Annotated in this window: 20 protein-coding genes; 9 read left to right on the forward strand and 11 right to left on the reverse strand. The window is 72.6% G+C overall.

Annotated features, from left to right (window positions below; translation table 11 throughout):
* Window positions 1–15: 15 nt before the first annotated feature.
* The 4 genes from AMK25_RS17730 to pdxY all read right to left on the reverse strand — a co-directional run bounded on the left by AMK25_RS17730 (window position 16) and on the right by pdxY (window position 2,303).
* Window positions 16–465 (reverse strand): pyridoxamine 5'-phosphate oxidase family protein, encoded by a 450-nt coding sequence (locus AMK25_RS17730; RefSeq protein WP_073829478.1) that lies wholly within the window; start codon window positions 463–465, stop codon window positions 16–18.
* 8 nt (window positions 466–473) lie between these two features.
* The gene (locus AMK25_RS17735) at window positions 474–884 is read right to left on the reverse strand and encodes a VOC family protein (RefSeq protein WP_073829981.1); all 411 of its coding nucleotides are present in this window, start codon (window positions 882–884) and stop codon (window positions 474–476) included.
* A 5-nt stretch (window positions 885–889) separates the two neighbouring features.
* Complete coding sequence (locus AMK25_RS17740; protein ID WP_073829479.1) at window positions 890–1,354, reverse strand: helix-turn-helix transcriptional regulator; 465 nt, start codon at window positions 1,352–1,354, stop codon at window positions 890–892.
* Between the two features lie 97 nt (window positions 1,355–1,451).
* Window positions 1,452–2,303: a pyridoxal kinase PdxY gene (pdxY, locus tag AMK25_RS17745; protein ID WP_073829480.1), complete on the reverse strand. Its 852-nt coding sequence runs from the start codon at window positions 2,301–2,303 to the stop codon at window positions 1,452–1,454.
* Window positions 2,304–2,483: 180 nt separating this feature from the next.
* Here pdxY and AMK25_RS17750 point away from each other — a divergent pair, with 180 nt between their 5' ends.
* The gene (locus tag AMK25_RS17750) at window positions 2,484–3,902 is read left to right on the forward strand and encodes an OFA family MFS transporter (RefSeq protein WP_073829481.1); all 1,419 of its coding nucleotides are present in this window, start codon (window positions 2,484–2,486) and stop codon (window positions 3,900–3,902) included.
* Window positions 3,899–4,024: an MFS transporter small subunit gene (locus AMK25_RS32990; RefSeq protein WP_255419521.1), complete on the forward strand. Its 126-nt coding sequence runs from the start codon at window positions 3,899–3,901 to the stop codon at window positions 4,022–4,024. The genes AMK25_RS17750 and AMK25_RS32990 overlap by 4 nt, the downstream gene beginning before the upstream one ends.
* A 49-nt stretch (window positions 4,025–4,073) precedes the next feature.
* Here AMK25_RS32990 and AMK25_RS17755 read toward each other — a convergent pair whose 3' ends face one another.
* The gene (locus AMK25_RS17755) at window positions 4,074–4,802 is read right to left on the reverse strand and encodes an SDR family NAD(P)-dependent oxidoreductase (protein WP_073829482.1); all 729 of its coding nucleotides are present in this window, start codon (window positions 4,800–4,802) and stop codon (window positions 4,074–4,076) included.
* Window positions 4,803–4,877: 75 nt separating this feature from the next.
* Between AMK25_RS17755 and AMK25_RS17760 the strand changes: the two genes are divergently transcribed.
* On the forward strand, window positions 4,878–5,711 hold the full coding sequence (locus tag AMK25_RS17760) for a patatin-like phospholipase family protein (RefSeq protein ID WP_073829483.1): 834 nt from the start codon (window positions 4,878–4,880) through the stop codon (window positions 5,709–5,711).
* 6 nt (window positions 5,712–5,717) lie between these two features.
* Here the strand turns inward: AMK25_RS17760 and AMK25_RS17765 are convergent, their stop codons facing one another.
* Both AMK25_RS17765 and AMK25_RS17770 read right to left on the reverse strand, forming a co-directional pair.
* Window positions 5,718–6,938, reverse strand: coding sequence for an RNA polymerase sigma factor (locus AMK25_RS17765; protein ID WP_083664754.1), 1,221 nt, complete (start codon window positions 6,936–6,938; stop codon window positions 5,718–5,720).
* Window positions 6,939–6,957: 19 nt separating this feature from the next.
* The gene (locus tag AMK25_RS17770; RefSeq protein ID WP_073829485.1) at window positions 6,958–7,350 is read right to left on the reverse strand and encodes a YciI family protein; all 393 of its coding nucleotides are present in this window, start codon (window positions 7,348–7,350) and stop codon (window positions 6,958–6,960) included.
* Window positions 7,351–7,440: 90 nt separating this feature from the next.
* On the opposite strand from AMK25_RS17770, the gene AMK25_RS17775 reads away from it, so the two are divergent.
* Both AMK25_RS17775 and AMK25_RS17780 read left to right on the forward strand, forming a co-directional pair.
* On the forward strand, window positions 7,441–7,905 hold the full coding sequence (locus tag AMK25_RS17775; protein ID WP_274534179.1) for a peroxiredoxin: 465 nt from the start codon (window positions 7,441–7,443) through the stop codon (window positions 7,903–7,905).
* Window positions 7,906–7,970: 65 nt separating this feature from the next.
* Complete coding sequence (locus AMK25_RS17780; protein ID WP_073829983.1) at window positions 7,971–8,657, forward strand: hypothetical protein; 687 nt, start codon at window positions 7,971–7,973, stop codon at window positions 8,655–8,657.
* A gap of 69 nt (window positions 8,658–8,726) precedes the next feature.
* Here AMK25_RS17780 and cydB read toward each other — a convergent pair whose 3' ends face one another.
* Both cydB and AMK25_RS17790 read right to left on the reverse strand, forming a co-directional pair.
* Window positions 8,727–9,725 carry a cytochrome d ubiquinol oxidase subunit II gene (cydB, locus tag AMK25_RS17785; protein WP_073829487.1) on the reverse strand — a complete coding sequence of 333 codons (999 nt, stop codon included), beginning with the start codon at window positions 9,723–9,725 and terminating at the stop codon, window positions 8,727–8,729.
* Between the two features lie 17 nt (window positions 9,726–9,742).
* The gene (locus AMK25_RS17790) at window positions 9,743–11,155 is read right to left on the reverse strand and encodes a cytochrome ubiquinol oxidase subunit I (RefSeq protein ID WP_073829488.1); all 1,413 of its coding nucleotides are present in this window, start codon (window positions 11,153–11,155) and stop codon (window positions 9,743–9,745) included.
* Between the two features lie 194 nt (window positions 11,156–11,349).
* Between AMK25_RS17790 and AMK25_RS17795 the strand changes: the two genes are divergently transcribed.
* Both AMK25_RS17795 and AMK25_RS17800 read left to right on the forward strand, forming a co-directional pair.
* Window positions 11,350–12,120: a lysophospholipid acyltransferase family protein gene (locus tag AMK25_RS17795; protein ID WP_073829489.1), complete on the forward strand. Its 771-nt coding sequence runs from the start codon at window positions 11,350–11,352 to the stop codon at window positions 12,118–12,120.
* Window positions 12,121–12,182: 62 nt separating this feature from the next.
* Window positions 12,183–12,833, forward strand: coding sequence for a flavodoxin family protein (locus AMK25_RS17800; protein WP_073829490.1), 651 nt, complete (start codon window positions 12,183–12,185; stop codon window positions 12,831–12,833).
* A 141-nt stretch (window positions 12,834–12,974) separates the two neighbouring features.
* Here the strand turns inward: AMK25_RS17800 and AMK25_RS17805 are convergent, their stop codons facing one another.
* Window positions 12,975–13,343, reverse strand: coding sequence for a DUF4180 domain-containing protein (locus AMK25_RS17805; RefSeq protein WP_073829491.1), 369 nt, complete (start codon window positions 13,341–13,343; stop codon window positions 12,975–12,977).
* A complete protein-coding gene (locus AMK25_RS17810; RefSeq protein ID WP_241826396.1) occupies window positions 13,336–13,779 on the reverse strand; it encodes a helix-turn-helix domain-containing protein in 444 nt (147 codons plus the stop codon). The genes AMK25_RS17805 and AMK25_RS17810 overlap by 8 nt, the downstream gene beginning before the upstream one ends.
* Window positions 13,780–13,867: 88 nt before the next feature.
* Between AMK25_RS17810 and AMK25_RS17815 the strand changes: the two genes are divergently transcribed.
* Window positions 13,868–14,635 (forward strand): glycerophosphodiester phosphodiesterase, encoded by a 768-nt coding sequence (locus tag AMK25_RS17815; protein ID WP_073829493.1) that lies wholly within the window; start codon window positions 13,868–13,870, stop codon window positions 14,633–14,635.
* Window positions 14,636–14,656: 21 nt separating this feature from the next.
* Window positions 14,657–16,048: an MFS transporter gene (locus AMK25_RS17820; RefSeq protein ID WP_073829494.1), complete on the forward strand. Its 1,392-nt coding sequence runs from the start codon at window positions 14,657–14,659 to the stop codon at window positions 16,046–16,048.
* The last annotated feature ends 34 nt before the right edge of the window (window positions 16,049–16,082 follow it).

Here is a 16,082-nt window from a genome sequence, read left to right on the forward strand (position 1 = left end):
GGGTCGGGTGGTGCTCTAGTCGAGCCAGCGCCCGTCGCGCATCAACGTGCGGCCGGGCAGCTCGTCGGCCTCCCGCCAGGCCTGGACGCGGCGTGGCGTGAGGCGGTACCAGCGGTAGGAAGTGGTCAGCGTACGGGGGTCGAAGCCGGTGCGGGTGGCGAAGCGGTCCCCTCGGGCGGTCGGCAGGGCGTCGATGGCCAGGCTTTCCACGTCGCCGTCGATCATGGTGACGTCGCGGGTGGGGCCGAGGCCGATGCGGGCGCGGCCCCCGGCGAGGTTGCGGCCGGTGGGGCTGTCGGCCGGGGTGGCGACGAGCAGCGTGTGGCCGTCCCAGTCGAAGGACAGCGGCACCAGGTACGGGGTGCCGTCGGGGCCGGCGGTGGCGACCCAGCAGTCGACGTCGTGGTCGAGGCGGTGGGTGGTGTCGTGGCGGCGCTGGGCGCGGGTGCGGGGCGCGTCGGCCATGGGCGGGGTCAGCGCCGCTCGTTGATGCGGATGAGGTTGCCGGTGGGGTCGCGGAACGCGCAGTCGCGTACGCCGTAGGGCTGTTCGGTGGGTTCCTGGACGACGTCGGCGCCGCTGGCCGCCAGGCGGTCGAACAGGCCGTCGAGGTCGTCGGTGGCGAGGGTGAGCGCGCCGTAGCTGCCCTTGGCGATGAGTTCGAGGATGGTGCGGCGTTCGTCGTCGGTGATGCCGGGGTCGGCGGCCGGCGGGTGCAGGACGATGCCGGTCTCGGGCTGGTTCGGTGGGCCGACGGTGAGCCAGCGCATGTCCTGGTAGCCGACGTCGTTGCGCAGCTCGAAGCCGAGGGTGTCGCGGTAGAAGGCGAGGGCGGCGTCGGCGTCGGTGTGCGGCAGGAACGTGTAGTGAATGGTGATCGTCATGGTGGTCACGCTAGTGGTGGCCGGGCGGTGCGGGCTTCTCGATTCCTGACCGGTCGGGTCACCTGTTTGGTCAGGCACGGGGGCGGCTCGGCGGTGTCGGGGGCGTGGCGGGCACGGTAGGCGCTGGGCGGCTCGCCGACGAGTTCGGTGAACCGGGTGCTGAAGGTGCCCAGGGACTGACAGCCGACGGCGAAACAGACATCGGTGACGCTGAGGTCGCCGCGGCGCAGCAGGGCCATCGCGCGTTCGATGCGGCGGGTCATGAGGTACGCGTACGGGGATTCGCCGTAGGTCTGGCGGAACTGGCGGCTGAGGTGGCCGGCGGACATGTGCTCGCCGCGGGCGAGCGCTTCGACGTCGAGGGGTCTGGCGTACTCGCGGTCGATGCGGTCGCGGACGCGGCGTAGCCGGGTCAGGTCGCGCAGGCGCTGGGCGAACGCGGGGTCGTCGGTGCCCTGGTGCGGTGACACGTCCGCATCCTGCCTGCTGGGCGGTGGTGTCGTCCACCAGTTCGGGCGGCGAGTCGTCGCCGGGTGCACCCGCGCGGCAGGTGCACCCGGGCGACGGTCAGCGCAGCCGGCGGGCGGTGAACCGGGTCGGCGGCTGCGCGATGGCGTCCTGGGCGGCGACGAGTTGCAGTTCCCGGGTGCCGGCTTCGAGGGTCGCCTCGAGTACCGCGTAGATCGAGTTGGTGGTGTGTTCCAGCGCGGTCTGCGGCGAGCCGGTGGTGACGAGGTGCGCCAGGTAGAGGGCGGCGGTGACGTCGCCGCCGCCGTTGGGGGCGATCGGCAGCAGCGGGGTGGTGACGGCCCAGGCGCCGTCGTCGGAGACGGCGACGACTTCCAGGTGCCCGGCGGGCAGGTCGCCGTGCAGGACGCTGGTGACCAGGACGTGCCGTGGGCCGGCGGCGCGGACGGTGTCGACGGCGGCGAGCAGGTCGTCGAGGGTGTCGGTGGTGCGGCCGGCGAGGAACTCCAGCTCGAACTGGTTGGGGGTGACGATGTCGGCGCGGGGCACGACGGTGTCGCGCAGGTATTCGGGGATGCCGGGGCGGACGAACATGCCGCGGCCGACGTCGCCCATGACCGGGTCGCAGCAGTAGAGCGCGGCCGGGTTGGCGGCCTTGACCCGGGCGACAGCGTCGAGGATGACCGCGCCGACGGCCGGGTCGCCCTGGTAGCCGGAGAGGACGGCGTCGGCGGTGCCGAGCACGCCGCGGTCCTCGATCCCGGCGATGACGTCGGCGACGTCGGTGGGGGCGAGCAGCGGGCCGCGCCAGGCGCCGTAGCCGGTGTGGTTGGAGAAGTGCACGGTCAGGACCGGCCAGACCTCGTGTCGGAGGCGTTGCAATGGGAACACGGCGGCGGAGTTGCCGACGTGGCCGTAGGCGACCGACGACTGGATGGACAGGATCTTCACCTGCTCATGGTCGCATCCCGGGGCGGGTGTGACGGGCGGTGGTGGCGTGATGACGTGTGGCTGCGGCGGTGACCGTTCGGCTCAGCGTTTCAACCGCCCGGCGCGGAGCGGGTTTGGGCGCAGCGTGCGGTGGGGGCATGAACCGCCTGTGTTCTCGCCATCTGGACGGAGGAAGCAACGATGCTTTCCGCACTCGATCGTCGGCACACCGTCGCGCCGCCGGGGTACAGCCGCTGGCTGATCCCTCCGGCGGCGCTGGCGATCCATCTGTGCATCGGGCAGGTGTACGCGACGAGCGTGTACAAGAACTCCCTGATCGCGCATTTCGACACGGGGCAGACGGCGATCGGGGTGATCTTCAGCATCGCGATCGTGATGCTGGGGTTGTCGGCCGCGGTGGCCGGTACGTGGGTGGAGGCGAACGGGCCGCGTAAGGCGATGTTCGTCTCGGCGTGTTTCTGGGCGGCGGGTTTCCTGGTCGGTGCGCTGGGCATCGCGACCGGGCAGCTGTGGCTGCTGTATCTGGGGTACGGCGTGCTGGGCGGCATCGGTCTGGGAATCGGCTACATCTCCCCCGTCTCCACGTTGATCAAGTGGTTTCCGGATCGGCCGGGTCTGGCGACCGGGCTGGCGATCATGGGGTTCGGTGGTGGGGCGATGGTGGCCTCTCCCCTGTCCCGACAGCTGCTGTCGTTCTACGACGCCGGATACGACCCGTCGGACAGCGGTTCCACGGCGTCCGGATCGGCGCTGGTGTGGCTGTTCGTGACGCTCGGCGTCGGCTACTTCGTGATCATGATGTTCGGGGTGTTCAACGTGCGGGTGCCGGCGCCGGACTGGCGCCCGGCCGGGTTCGATCCGGCCCAGGTGGCCGAGAAGCCGCTGGTGACCACCGCCAACGTGTCGGCGGCCAACGCGGTCAGGACGCGGTCGTTCTGGCTGCTGTGGGTGGTGCTGTTCTGCAACGTGACCGCGGGGATCGGCATCCTGGAGCAGGCCAGTCCGATGATCCAGGACTTCTTCCGCGAGGGCGGCACGTCGGCGGTGTCGGTGGCGGCGGCCGGTGGGTTCGTGGGACTGCTGTCGCTGTTCAACATGGCGGGCCGGTTCGTGTGGTCGTCCACGTCGGATGTGATCGGCCGTAAGCCGATCTACGTGGTGTACCTGGGTGTGGGCATGGTGCTGTACCTGGTGCTGGCGCTGGTGGGGCAGACCTCGACGGCGTTGTTCGTGCTGCTGGCGTCCGTGATCCTGTCGTTCTACGGCGGCGGGTTCGCGACCATTCCGGCGTACCTGCGGGACCTGTTCGGCACGTTCGAGGTGGGCGCGATCCACGGCCGGCTGCTGACCGCGTGGTCGGCGGCGGGCGTGGCCGGGCCGCTGATCGTCAACGGGTTCCTCGACGCGCAGGGCGAGCCGGGCACGTTGACCGCGGCGGCGTACCGGCCGGCGCTGTTCACGATGGTCGGCGTGCTGGCGGTCGGGCTGGTGGCGAACCTGCTGGTGCGGCCGGTCCCGCAGCGGTACCACGAGCCCGCGTCCGGGCGGGACGAGACGGAGCAGGGACAGCCGGGTTCGACGGAGAGGAGCGGATCGTGAACGAGCACAGCGGTGGCGGGCAGCTGGTTCGCCTGGTGGTGTCGTGGCTGGTGGTGTCGGCGCTGCTGGGCTACGGCGTGGTGCAGACGGTGATCACGGCGGCGAAGCTGTTCACCCAGTAGGAGACGCGACGCGGCGGCCCGGGGGCGGGACCCCCGGGCCGCCGTCGTGTCAGAGCCCGCCGCCGACGCGCAGGACCGCGCCGGTGGTGTACGAGGCGTCCGGGCCGAGCAGGTGGGCGATCGCGCCGGCGACCTCCTCGGGTTCCCCGGCGCGGCCCAGCGGGATCCGTCCGGCGGCGGTGTCCGGCCGGTCGGGCGCGCCGGAGCGGGCGTGGATGGTGGTGCGGATGATGCCCGGAGCGACAGCGTTGACCCGGATGCCGCGCGGCGCGAGTTCCTTCGCCAGCCCGACGGTGAGGGTGTCGGTGGCGGCCTTGACGGCGGCGTAGTGGACGTACTCGCCGGGTGAGCCGAGCGTGGCTGCCACGGAGGAGACGTTGACGATGGCGCCGCCGTGGGTGAGCCGGCGGGCCGCCTGCTGGGCGCAGAGCACGTACCCGATGAGGTTGACGTCGACGACCTCGCGCAGGTCGTCGACGCGCAGGTCGGTGAACGGGCCGATCGGGCTGGTGACGCCGGCGTTGTTGACCAGGCCGGTGAGCGGGCCGAGCTGGTCGGCGGCGTCGAAGATCCGGCGTACCTGGTCGGGGTCGGTGGTGTCGGCGGCGACGGTGACCGCGCGGCGGCCGGCGGCGCGCACGTCAGCGGCCACCGCCTCGGCGGCGGTGTGGTCGGCGCGGTAACCGATGACCAGGTCGTGGCCCTCGGCGGCGAGCCGGCGGGCGGTGGCCGCGCCGATGCCGCGCCCTCCCCCGGTGACGATGGTGACGGAGGTCAATGCCCTGCTCCCCTGCCTTGTGGTGGGGGCGACGTTACCGTGGGCGGGACCATCCGGGGTGGAGAGGACTGTCACATGGGGCGCGCGTTGGTGCTGGGTGGTGGCGGTGTCACCGGGGTGGCCTGGGAGCTGGGTCTGCTGGCCGGGCTGGCCGGGCACGGCCTGCGGCTGGACGAGGCGGACCTGGTGGTGGGCACATCCGCCGGGTCGGTGGTCGGCGCGCAGGTGCGCTCGGGCACCCCGCTGACGCAGTTGTACGAGGCGCAGCTGCGGCCGCCCCGCGAGGAGGCGTCGGCGCGGCTCGGGACCGCGGTGCTGTTGCGCTGGGCGTGGGCCGGTGGGCGGGGCCGGGACGCGGCGCGGGCCCGGGCACGTATCGGCGCGCTGGCGTTGTCGGCGCGTACCCCGTCGGAGCAGTCACGGCGGGCGGTGATCGCGGCTCGGCTGCCGTCGCCGCAGTGGCCGGCGGCGCGGCTGCTGGTGACCGCCGTGGACGCGGCCTCCGGCGAGTTCGTGGTGTTCGACGCCGACAGCGGGGCGTCGCTGGTGGACGCGGTCGGGGCCAGTTGCGCGGTGCCGGGTGTGTGGCCGCCGGTGACGATCGGTGACCGGCGGTTCGTCGACGGCGGCGTCCGCTCCCCGGTGAACGCGGATCTGGCGGCCGGGTGCGAGCGGGTGGTGGTGCTGGCGCCGACGCGCGCGGCGGTGGGGCCGATGCCGCGGCTGTCGGCGCAGGTGGCGGCGCTGCGGGCGGCGGGCGCGCGGGTGGCCGTGGTGTCGCCGGACCGGGCGGCGCGGGCGGCGATCGGCCGCAACGTGCTGGACCCGGCGCGGCGGGCGGCGTCGGCGCGGGCCGGGTTCGCCCAGGCCGACGCCGTGGCCGGCGAGGTGGCCGGGGTGTGGCAGTGACAGCGATCAGGAGCCACTCGTCAGGCGCGCCAGCCGCCGGTTGAGGTAGCGCTGTTCGGGCAGGCTGCCGGTGAGCCGGGCGGCCAGCCGGTAGTGCTCGGCGGCGGCCTGCGGGTCGCCGTGCAGCTCCAGCAGGTGGGCGCGGACGGCGTGCAGCCGGTGGTGGCCGCGCATGCCCGGGTCGGCGTGCAGCGGGCCGAGCAGCGCCAGCCCGACGTCGGGGCCGTGCGCCATGGCCACGGCGACGGCCTGGTTGAGCGTGACGAACGGGCTGGGGGCGACCCGGCTCAGCATGTCGTAGAGGACGCTGATCTGCAGCCAGTCGGTGTCGTCGAAGGTCGGCGCCTCGGCGTGGACGGCGGCGATGGCCGCCTGGAGCTGGTAGCGGCCCACCGGACCCCGGGGCAGGGCCTGGCCGAGCAGCGTGACGCCCTCGTCGACGAGGTCGGCGCGCCAGCGGGAACGGTCCTGCTCGGCGAGCGGCACGAGGTCACCGGCGGCGTCGGTGCGGGCGGGCGACCGGGCGTGGGTGAGCAGCATCAGCGCCAGCGCGCCGGTCACCTCGTGGTGCTCGGGCAGCGCGGCGTGGACCTGGCGGGTGAGCCGGATCGCCTCCTCGGCGAGTTCGACGTCCAGGAGCTGGTCGCCGGAGGTGCGGGTGTAGCCCTCGCTGAACACCAGGTGGCACACGTCGAGCACGGCGGCGACCCGGCCGGGCAGCGCGTGCGGCGGCGGCATGGTGAACCGGGCGCCGGCCTCGCGCAGCGTCGCGCGGGCCCGGCTCAGCCGCTGGGTCATGGTCCGGGCCGGCACCAGGTAGGCGGCGGCGATCTGCTCCACGCGCAGCCCGGCCACCGCGCGCAGGGTCAGCGCGACCTGGGAGGGGCGGCTCAGCGCCGGGTGGCAGCACAGGAACAGCAGCCGCAACGTGTCGTCGGCGCCGGTCACTGGCGTGTCGTCGACGGGCGGTACGACGCCGGCGTCGGGTTGCCGGGCCGCGTCGAGCCGCTCGCGGCGGGTACGGGCCGCGTCGGCGCGGATCCGGTCGATCAGCCGTCGCGCGGCGACCCGGATGAGCCAGGCGCGGGGGTCGTCGGGGACGCCGGTGCGCGGCCAGTGGGCGGCGGCCGCCTCCGCCGCGTCCTGCAGGGCGTCCTCGCAGGCGTCGGGGTGCCCGTAGCGGCGCAGCAGCGCGGCGCGGACGTGCGGCGCCTCCCGGCGCCACACGTCCGCCAGCGCCGTGGCGTTACTGATCGGAGCCGCCCGGCCACATCAGGGGCCGCAGCTCGACGGTCTCCCCCGGCCCGGCGAACTTCGCCGCGACGGCCTCGGCGCGGGCCTGATCCTCCACGTCGATCAGGAAGAAACCGGCGAGGTGTTCCTTGGCCTCGGAGTACGGGCCGTCGGTCACCAGCGGCGCGCCGTCGCTCCACCGGTACAGCCGTGCGGTGCCGGGGTCAGCGAGCGCCTCACCGACGACCAGCTCACCGTTGGCGTGCAGCTCGGTCAGCACCTGCTCGAAGTCGGCGTTGAGCCGGTCCCGTACCTCGGCGGGCAGCTCCTGGTAGGAGGCCAGATACTCGGAGGTGGGGTGACCCCACGGCTCCGGGCTGGAGTGGATCATGATTACGTACTTCACTGTCGGTCCTTCGCGTCGTGCGGCGGTGCCTCCCCGCCGCTCGCCGGGTACGACGGAGCCGGATCGCCGATGTCTACATATCCTCGCGTCATGAGTAACACGATGGGTGTCGGTGACCTGGTCGAGGATTTCACGCTGCCGGACGAGACGGGAACGCCGCGGCGCCTGTCGGAGTTCCTGGCCGCCGGGCCGGTGGTGCTGTTCTTCTACCCGGCGGCGATGACGCGGGGCTGCACGGCGGAGAGCTGCCACTTCCGGGACCTGGCGGCGGAGTTCGCGGCGGTGGGCGCGTCCCGGGTGGGGATCAGCCGCGATCCGGTGGAGCGGCAGGCCGAGTTCTCCCGCCGGCACGGATTCGACTATCCGCTGCTCTCCGACGTCGACGGCGCGGTGGCGGACGCGTTCGGGGTGCGGCGGCGGCTGCCGCTGGGGCCGCTCAGCACGCGGCGGATGACGTTCGTGATCGGCACGGACCGGCGGGTGCTCGCAGTGGTGCGCAGTGAGCTGAGCATGAACGAGCACGCCGACGCGGCGTTGCGGGCCCTCGGGGGCTGATCATCGAGGTGTCGCAGCCGGCTGGTATCAAGGCTGCGTCAAACAGGTGTACGGAAGAGGGCGTGATGGCGGGTCAGGGTTTGTCCACTGACGAGGTTCAGGGGATCCGGGAGGCGCTGGCGGCTGGCCGCAAGCCCCGGGTGGTGTTCACCGAGACGGCCGGGCAGATCGCCGGGCAGATCGGGCAGGTGGTGGAGCTGACCGACCCGGAGGCGTCGGAGGAGTTCGTGGTGGTCCGCTTCGGCCGCGACGAGCTGCCGTTCTCCCCCGCCGACGTGGCGATCGCACCGAAGGGCGCCGGGCGGCGGCCGGCCGCCGAGCCGAAGCCGGAACCGGAGCAGCCGCCGGCGCCACCGGAGCCGGAGTTCGTGCTGGACACGCCGCGGGTGCCGGCGCCACGACGGGAGGAGCCGAAGGTGGAACAGCCGGCGGCGGAACCGAAGCCGGCCAAGCGGGCGGCGAAGGCGGCGAAGCCGAAGACCCCGCCGGGGCTGACGGTGACGCTCGCCTACGCCGAGGGCGAGTGGACGGTCGCCGCGCAGCAGGGCACGAAGGCGCTGGCCCGGCCGTACGTGGTGAAGCCGGCCGAGGCGCTGCGGATGGTGGCGCTGGTGGACGTGCCGGGGGTGCAGGAGGCGGTGGAGCAGATCCTGGCCGCCGAGCGGGCCGATGCGGAGCAGCAGGCGGAGAAGCTGCGCGCCGAGCTGGCCGAGATCGAGGCGCGGCTGGCGGAGCTGCGCGAGGCGCGCTGACCCCGGAACGCCCCGCGGGGCCGGTGCGACCCCCTCGCACCGGCCCCGCGCCCTGCGCCCACAGGTCGATCAGTGTTGCGGAATGTTCTGTACCCCGATCCGGCGGCGGAACACCCAGTACGTCCAACCCTGGTAGGCGAGCACGATCGGGGTGAACACCACGGCCACCCAGGTCATGATCTTCAAGGTGTACGGGGTGGACGCGGCGTTGGTGGCGGTCAGCGTGCCGGCCGCGTCGAGGGTGGACGGCATCACGTTCGGGAACAGCGCCGCGAACAGCGTCGCCACGGCCAGCGCGATCGCCACGGCGGTGCCGGCGAACGCCCAGCCCTCCCGGCGTACCTTGGCCGCGGCCAGACCGCCGAGCAGCGCGAGGGCGGCGCCGACGGCGAGCACGACGGCGGCGGCGCTGGAACGGATGGTCAGCGTCCAGCTCAGGAACGCCACGGCGGCCACCGCGGTGCCGACGCCGAGCTTCACCGCGAGGGCGCCGGCGCGCTCCCGGATGTCGCCGGTGGTCTTGAGCGCCAGGAACACCGCGCCGTGGGTGAGGAACAGCCCCAGCGTGGTCAGGCCGCCGAGCAGCGCGTACGGGTTGAGCAGGTCGAGCAGCCCGCCGACGTACTCGTGGTCGGCGTCCAGCGGCACGCCGCGGAAGATGTTGGCGAACGCCACGCCCCACAGCACGGCCGGGATCGCCGAGCCCCAGAAGATGGCCTGGTCCCAGCGGCGCTTCCAGGACGCCTCGGGCCGCTTGTGGCGGTACTCGAAGGCGACGCCGCGGGCGATCAGGGCCAGCAGGATGAGCAGCAGCGGCAGGTAGAAGCCGGAGAACAGGGTGGCGTACCACTCGGGGAAGGCGGCGAACATGGCGCCGCCGGCGGTGATCAGCCACACCTCGTTGCCGTCCCAGACCGGGCCGATGGTGTTGATCATGACGCGGCGCTGCCGGTCGTCGCGGCCGAGCACCGGCAGCAGCATCCCGACGCCGAAGTCGAAGCCTTCGAGGATGAAGTAGCCGGTGAAGAGCACCGCTACGAGGAGAAACCAGACGGTCGTCAGTTCCACGGTTGGGCTCCGGGGTGTCAGTAGGCGAACGCCAGCGGGCGCTCGGCGTCGTCGGTGTCGTCGTCGTCGGTCTGCGGGGTGACGTCCGGGACGCCGGCGCGGGCGTAGCGGACCAGCAGCTTGAACTCGACCACCGCGAGGACGGCGTAGATGAGTGTGAACGCGGTGAAGGAGGTGAGGACCTCGGTCAGGGAGACGCTGCGGGACACGCCGTCGCGGGTGAGCATCTCGCCGAAGACGATCCAGGGCTGGCGGCCCATCTCGGTGAAGATCCAGCCGAAGGAGTTGGCCAGCAGCGGCAGCACGGGCATGACCAGGCCGGCGCGCAGCAGCCACTTGCTGGTGGGGGTGCGGCCCTTGCGCTGGCTCCAGAGCACCAGCAGCGCGATCGCGGCGGCCGCCAGCCCGAAGCCGATCATGAAGCGGAAGCTCCAGTAGGTGACCGGGATGATCGGGGCGTAGTTGCCGGGGCCGTACTGGCTGGCGTACTGGGCCTGCAGGTCGTTGATGCCCTGCACGGTGCCGTTGGGGTCGCCGGTGCCGAGGAACGACAGCAGGTACGGGATCTTGATGGCGAACAGCTCGCGGCTGCCGTCGAGGCTGCCGACGGTGAGCACGGAGAACGAGGCGGGGCTCTCGGTGGTGTAGAGGCCCTCGGCGGCGGCCATCTTCATCGGCTGCACCTCGGTCATGATCTTGCCCTGGATGTCGCCGGTGAGGAGGACCAGCGCCGAGGAGACCAGCACGACCCAGGAGCCGAGCTTGGTGGCGAAGCGGTACGCGCCGGTGTCGGCGCTGTCGCGGTTGCGCATCACGTGCCACAGGCCGACGGTGACCATCAGCGACCCGGCGACCAGGAACGCGCCGGCCAGGGTGTGCGGGAAGGTGATCAGGGCGACCTTGTTGGTGAGCACGGCGACGAAGTCGGTCAGCTCGGCGCGGCCGCTCTCCGGGTTGATCCGGAAGCCGACCGGATTCTGCATGAACGAGTTGGCGGCGAGGATGAAGTACGCCGACAGGTTGGTGCCGATCGCGGCGGCCCAGATCGAGGCCAGGTGCAGGCGCTTGGGCAGCCGGTCCCAGCCGAAGATCCACAGGCCGATGAACGTGGACTCCAGGAAGAACGCGACAAGGGCCTCGATGGCCAGCGGCGCGCCGAAGATGTCGCCGACGAAGCGGGAGTAGTCACTCCAGTTCATGCCGAACTGGAACTCCTGCACGATGCCGGTGACCACACCCATCGCGAAGTTGATCAGGAACAGCTTGCCGTAGAACTTGGTGAGCTTGAGATACCGCTCGTTGCCGGTGCGGTGCCACATGGTCTGGAGGATCGCCACCAGCACGGACAGGCCGATGGTCAACGGCACGAACAAGAAGTGGTAGACGGTGGTGACACCGAACTGCCAGCGGGCGACGTCCAACGCGTCCACCAGAAAACCCCCAGCTGTGCATACTACGAGACGTAGTAGATACTACTCGGCGTCGTAGCGAAAGCAGCAGGGCCGCAGGGCCCCACCCGGCCCGGGACCAATGACCCTGATCACCCTTGCCGGAGGACCTGCGGTCCCGGGATCACCGTGCCGGGTGCCGGGGTCGCCCCGGGTCGTGCGACCATCCAGCACTGATGAACAGCACCCTCTGGCGCGCGCCGCTGTTCTGGCGGGGCGCGCAGACGCTCGCCCGCGCCGCCGTCGGGCTGGTCGGCCGGCTGGAGGTCACCGGCGACGTGCCCGACGCGCTGCGCCGCGGCCCGCTGATCCTGGCGGCCAACCACATCAGCCCCTTCGATCCGGTCGTGCTCGCCGCCGCGTGCCGGGCCCGCGACGTCGCGCCCCGGATCATGGCCACCGGCGGCCTGTTCCGCACTCCCGTGATCGGGGCGCTGATGCGCCACGCCGGGCACATCCGCGTCGACCGCGGCACCGCCGCCGTGCACCGCTCGCTGGAGGTCGCCGCCCAGGCCGTGGCCGGCGGCTCGGTGGTGCTCGTCTACCCGGAGGGACGCATCGGACTCGACCCCGGCATGTGGCCCGAGCGGGGCAAGACCGGCACGGCCCGGCTCGCCTTCGCCAGCGGCGCCGCCGTCGTCCCGGTGGCCCAGTGGGGCTCGCACGAGGTGCTGCCGTACCGCGCGCCCAAGGGGATGCTGCGCGGCGTGGCCCGGGCGCTCGTGCGCCGGCCCGCCATCCGGGTGCACTTCGGCGCCCCGGTGGCGATCGACGACCTGCGCTCGGGCTCCCCCGGCGCGGCCCGGCAGGCCACCGACCGGATCATCGACGCGATCACCGAGGACCTGGTCCCGCTGCGCCCCGACGAGCCGGACCTGCCCCGCCACGTCGACCCCGGGCGGCCGGTCGACACCGCCCGCGCACACCGCCGCCACCGCGCCGGCTGACGCATCCCGGACCCGATGGCGGGTATCAAGTCCCGCACTCCCGAGGCGGAGAGGACCTGGTCATGACCGCTGTCCGAGCACTCGTGCTCAACTGCACCCTGAAGCGCTCACCGGCGACGTCCAGTTCGCAGGTGCTCGGACAGGAGGTGCTCGACGCGCTGGCCGACCAGGGCGTCGACGGCGAGATCGTTCGCGTGGTCGACCACGACGTGCGCTTCGGGGTCTCCGTCGACGAGGGTGACGGAGACGGCTGGCCCGCCATTCGCGCCAAGCTGCTCGCCGCCCAGATCCTGATCATCGCCACGCCGATCTGGCTCGGTCAGCCCTCGTCGGTGACCAAGATGGTCCTCGAACGGTTGGACGCCGAGCTGTCCGAGACCGACGACCAGGGCCGCCTGCGCACCTACGGCAAAGTCGGCGGGGTGGCAGTGGTCGGCAACGAGGACGGCGCGCACCACACCATCGCCGAGGTGCAGCAGGCCCTCAACGAGGTGGGGTTCACCTGCCCGGCCGCCGGGGCCACCTACTGGGTCGGGGAGGCGCTGCACAAGACCGACTACGTCGACGCCCGCCCCAAACCCGACACGACCGGCCGCACCACGGTCGCGCTGGCGCTCAACAGTGCCCACCTGGCCCGGCTGCTCGCGGAACGGCCCTACCCACCGCCCGGAACCCGTGACGCGGCCGTCGGCCCCAGCACCCAGCCGGCCTGACCCGACGCCCCCGCGCACCGCCGCGCACCGCCGATCTTGCAGTTGGTGCCCGGGCAAACCCGGCAAACCGCCCCCGACGAGGGCCGCAAGTGCAAGATCGGCGAGGCGAGGCGAGGCGGGGCAAGGCCGGGCGCGGCGGGGTCAGGTGGTGGCGCGCAGGCGGTCGTCGAGCGCGTCGAGGTCCGGGACGAACCACACCTGGTCGTGCCGGTTGGACTCGGCCACCAGCGCCCGCAGGGCGCCACTGCGCTCCAGGTAGGCGGAGATGTCGCCGACGACCGCCAGGCGCAGCCGGTAGTTGACGAACTTCTGCATCACCTCGCCGGCGAAGCGGGTGCCGAGCGTGAAGAAGCCGGGGTCGAGCCGGGTGGCCGGCACCGCCACCACCGTCGCGCCGAGGAATGCCGCGCCGATCAGGTCCAGCGCATCGCTCTCGGTGGCGATCGGCGGGCCGTCCGGGTCGCAGACCAGCACCGCCACGCCGGCCCGGTCCTGCATCTGGTCAGCCACGGCCGCCGCCGAGCAGGTCGTTGCCGCCGTCCAGCACGGCGTCGACCAGGCGCAGCAGGTCGGCGGTGGTGGTGAGGTCGCCCAGGATCATGATGGTCATGCGCTGCCGCTCCTCGTCGTGGACCGTCTGCACCCGCAGCGGACGGTCCGGGTCGTGGTGGGTGTTCACGCCGGCCAGCACCAGCGTGCCGAGCCGGTCGGCGGCGGCCCGGTCGACGCCGTCGAGCCGCAGGACGCTCGACACCTCCGCCGCCGGTCCCGTCGCCGCGGCGGCCGGCCGGCCGGTCAGCGCGTCCAGGTCCGCGCGCGCGATCCGGTACTGCTTGCCGATCCGGGTGGCCCGCAGTCGACCGGATCGGATGTAGCCGCGCACGGTGCGTACGTGCAGCCCGAGCAGGTCGGCGACCTGCTCCACCGAGTACATGTCATTACTCATCGCACCCTATGTTAGCGATGATAGGGAGCGATAGGTAATTTCGCCGGCCGGCCATCTGTGCGCCACCCAGGCCGGGCATACTGCCCGCGTGCAGCCCCGTCACGGCTACCTCGACGCGCCCGCGCCGCTGGCGTTCGCCCATCGCGGCGGCGCGGCCGACGGCGACGAGAACACCGCCGCCGCGTTCGCCCGGGCCGTCGCACTGGGCTACCGGTACGTGGAGACCGACGTGCACGCCACCGCCGACGGCGTACCTGTGGTCTTCCACGACCCGACGCTGCGCCGGGTCACCGGCGAACCCGGCCGCATCGCCGACCTGCGCTGGGCCGACCTGGCCTCGGTACGCGTCGGCGGAGCCGCCCTGGTGCCCCGGCTCGACGACGTCCTCGGCGCCTGGCCGCAGGTGCGGTTCAACATCGACGTCAAGGCCGACGGCGGCGTGGAGCCCACTGTCGCCGCCGTCAGCCGGGCCGGCGCGGGCGAGCGGGTGCTGCTCGCCTCGTTCAGCGACGCCCGGCTGACCCGGCTGCGCGCGCTGGCCGGGCCGAAGGTCGCCACCAGCCTCGGCATGCGCGGCGTGGCCCGGCTGCGGCTGGCCTCGCTGCACGGACGGCCGGTGCGGCTGCCCCCGTCCGTGGTCGCCGCCCAGGTGCCGGCCTCCTACGGCCGGGTGCCGGTGGTGGACCGGCGCTTCCTCGCGTACTGCCACCGGATCGGGTTGCAGGTGCACGTCTGGACGATCGACGAACCTGCCCAGATGCACCACTTACTTGATCTTGGTGTGGATGGCATCATGACCGATCACGTCAGCGTGCTCCGCGACGTCTACCGCAGCCGCGGCCACTGGGCCGCCTGACCCCCCCGAGGACGACCCCCGATGGCCGATACGGTCACCCCCGCCGTCGCCGACCCCGCCGGACCGGGCAGCACCCGCCGCGAGCGCACCGGCTGGTACTTCTACGACTGGGCGAACTCCGCGTTCCAGACCACAGTCATCACGGTCTTCCTCGGGCCGTTCCTGACCACCGTCACCGAGCTGGCCGCCGGCTGCGAACTGGGCGCGGACAGCTGCGACGGCGCCGTGTACCCGCTGGGCATCAAGATCGCCGCCGGCTCGTTCTACCCGTACCTGATCTCGCTGTCGGTCTTCCTCACCGTGTTCGTGCTGCCGGTGATCGGCGCGATCGCCGACCGGTCGGCGCACAAGAAGCGGCTGCTCGCCGCGGCGGCCTTCACCGGCGCCGGCGCGACCATCGCGTTCGCGTTCGTCACCGGCGAGCGCTACCTGCTCGGCGGCGCGCTGTTCCTGATCGCGAACATCTCCTTCGGCGCCGCCGTGGTCGTCTACAACTCGTTCCTGCCGCAACTCGGCGGCCCGGACGAGCGCGACGGCATCTCCAGCCGCGGCTGGGCCATCGGCTACCTCGGCGGCGGTCTGCTGCTCGCGCTCAACCTGGTCGCGGTCACCATGCTCAGCGAGGAGGGCAACGCCCAGCGCACGCTGGACCTGGCCCGCTGGTCGATCGTGTCGGCCGGCGTGTGGTGGGCCGCGTTCACCCTGATCCCGCTGCGCTGGCTGCGCGAACACCCCACCGCCGCCGCCCTGCAGGCGGGCGGCAACGTGCTCACCGACGGGTTCCGGCAGCTCGGGCGCACCCTGCGTGAGATCAAGGCGTACCCGCTGACGCTCTACTTCCTGCTCGCCTTCCTGGTCTTCAACGACGGCATCCAGACCGTCATCACCCTCGCCAGCCAGTACGGCACCGAGGAGCTGCGGCTGGAGCAGAGCACCCTGATCGTGACCATCCTGCTGGTGCAGTTCCTCGCCTTCGGCGGCGCGCTCGCCCTCGGCGCGCTCGCCAAGCGCATCGGCGCCTGGAAGACCGTGCTGCTGTCGCTGGTGCTCTGGACCGGTGTGATCATCGCCGCGTTCCGGCTGCCCGCCGAGGCGCCCGTGCCGTTCATGATCCTCGGCGGCTGCATCGGCCTGGTGCTCGGCGGCAGCCAGGCGCTGAGCCGGTCGCTGTTCAGCCAGCTCATCCCGGCCGGCAAGGAAGGCGAGTACTACGGCTTCTACGAGATCAGCGACAAGGGCACCAGCTGGCTCGGCCCGCTGGCGTTCGGCCTGGTGTTCCAGCTGACCTCGTCGTACCGGGTGGGCCTGGTATCGCTGTTGATCTTCTTTGTCGTCGGCTTCGCGCTGCTGGCCGCCGTGCCGATGCGCCGGGCCATCATCGCCGCCGGCAACACCCCGCCCCGGGTGCTCTGACGGGTGGATCATCGCGGACCGGATCCGGCGATGT

The organism is Micromonospora sp. TSRI0369 (assembly GCF_001905625.1).
GTDB lineage: Bacteria > Actinomycetota > Actinomycetes > Mycobacteriales > Micromonosporaceae > Micromonospora > Micromonospora echinospora_A.

What these genes read in the sequence shown, in the direction of transcription:
- AMK25_RS17730 (WP_073829478.1), bottom strand. Translation starts at nt 465, where the DNA reads ATGGCCGACGCGCCCCGCACCCGCGCCCAGCGCCGCCACGACACCACC.
- AMK25_RS17735 (WP_073829981.1), bottom strand. Translation starts at nt 884, where the DNA reads ATGACGATCACCATTCACTACACGTTCCTGCCGCACACCGACGCCGAC.
- AMK25_RS17750 (WP_073829481.1), top strand. Translation starts at nt 2,484, where the DNA reads ATGCTTTCCGCACTCGATCGTCGGCACACCGTCGCGCCGCCGGGGTAC.
- AMK25_RS17760 (WP_073829483.1), top strand. Translation starts at nt 4,878, where the DNA reads ATGGGGCGCGCGTTGGTGCTGGGTGGTGGCGGTGTCACCGGGGTGGCC.
- AMK25_RS17775 (WP_274534179.1), top strand. Translation starts at nt 7,441, where the DNA reads ATGAGTAACACGATGGGTGTCGGTGACCTGGTCGAGGATTTCACGCTG.
- AMK25_RS17780 (WP_073829983.1), top strand. Translation starts at nt 7,971, where the DNA reads ATGGCGGGTCAGGGTTTGTCCACTGACGAGGTTCAGGGGATCCGGGAG.
- AMK25_RS17795 (WP_073829489.1), top strand. Translation starts at nt 11,350, where the DNA reads ATGAACAGCACCCTCTGGCGCGCGCCGCTGTTCTGGCGGGGCGCGCAG.
- AMK25_RS17800 (WP_073829490.1), top strand. Translation starts at nt 12,183, where the DNA reads ATGACCGCTGTCCGAGCACTCGTGCTCAACTGCACCCTGAAGCGCTCA.
- AMK25_RS17810 (WP_241826396.1), bottom strand. Translation starts at nt 13,779, where the DNA reads ATGAGTAATGACATGTACTCGGTGGAGCAGGTCGCCGACCTGCTCGGG.
- AMK25_RS17820 (WP_073829494.1), top strand. Translation starts at nt 14,657, where the DNA reads ATGGCCGATACGGTCACCCCCGCCGTCGCCGACCCCGCCGGACCGGGC.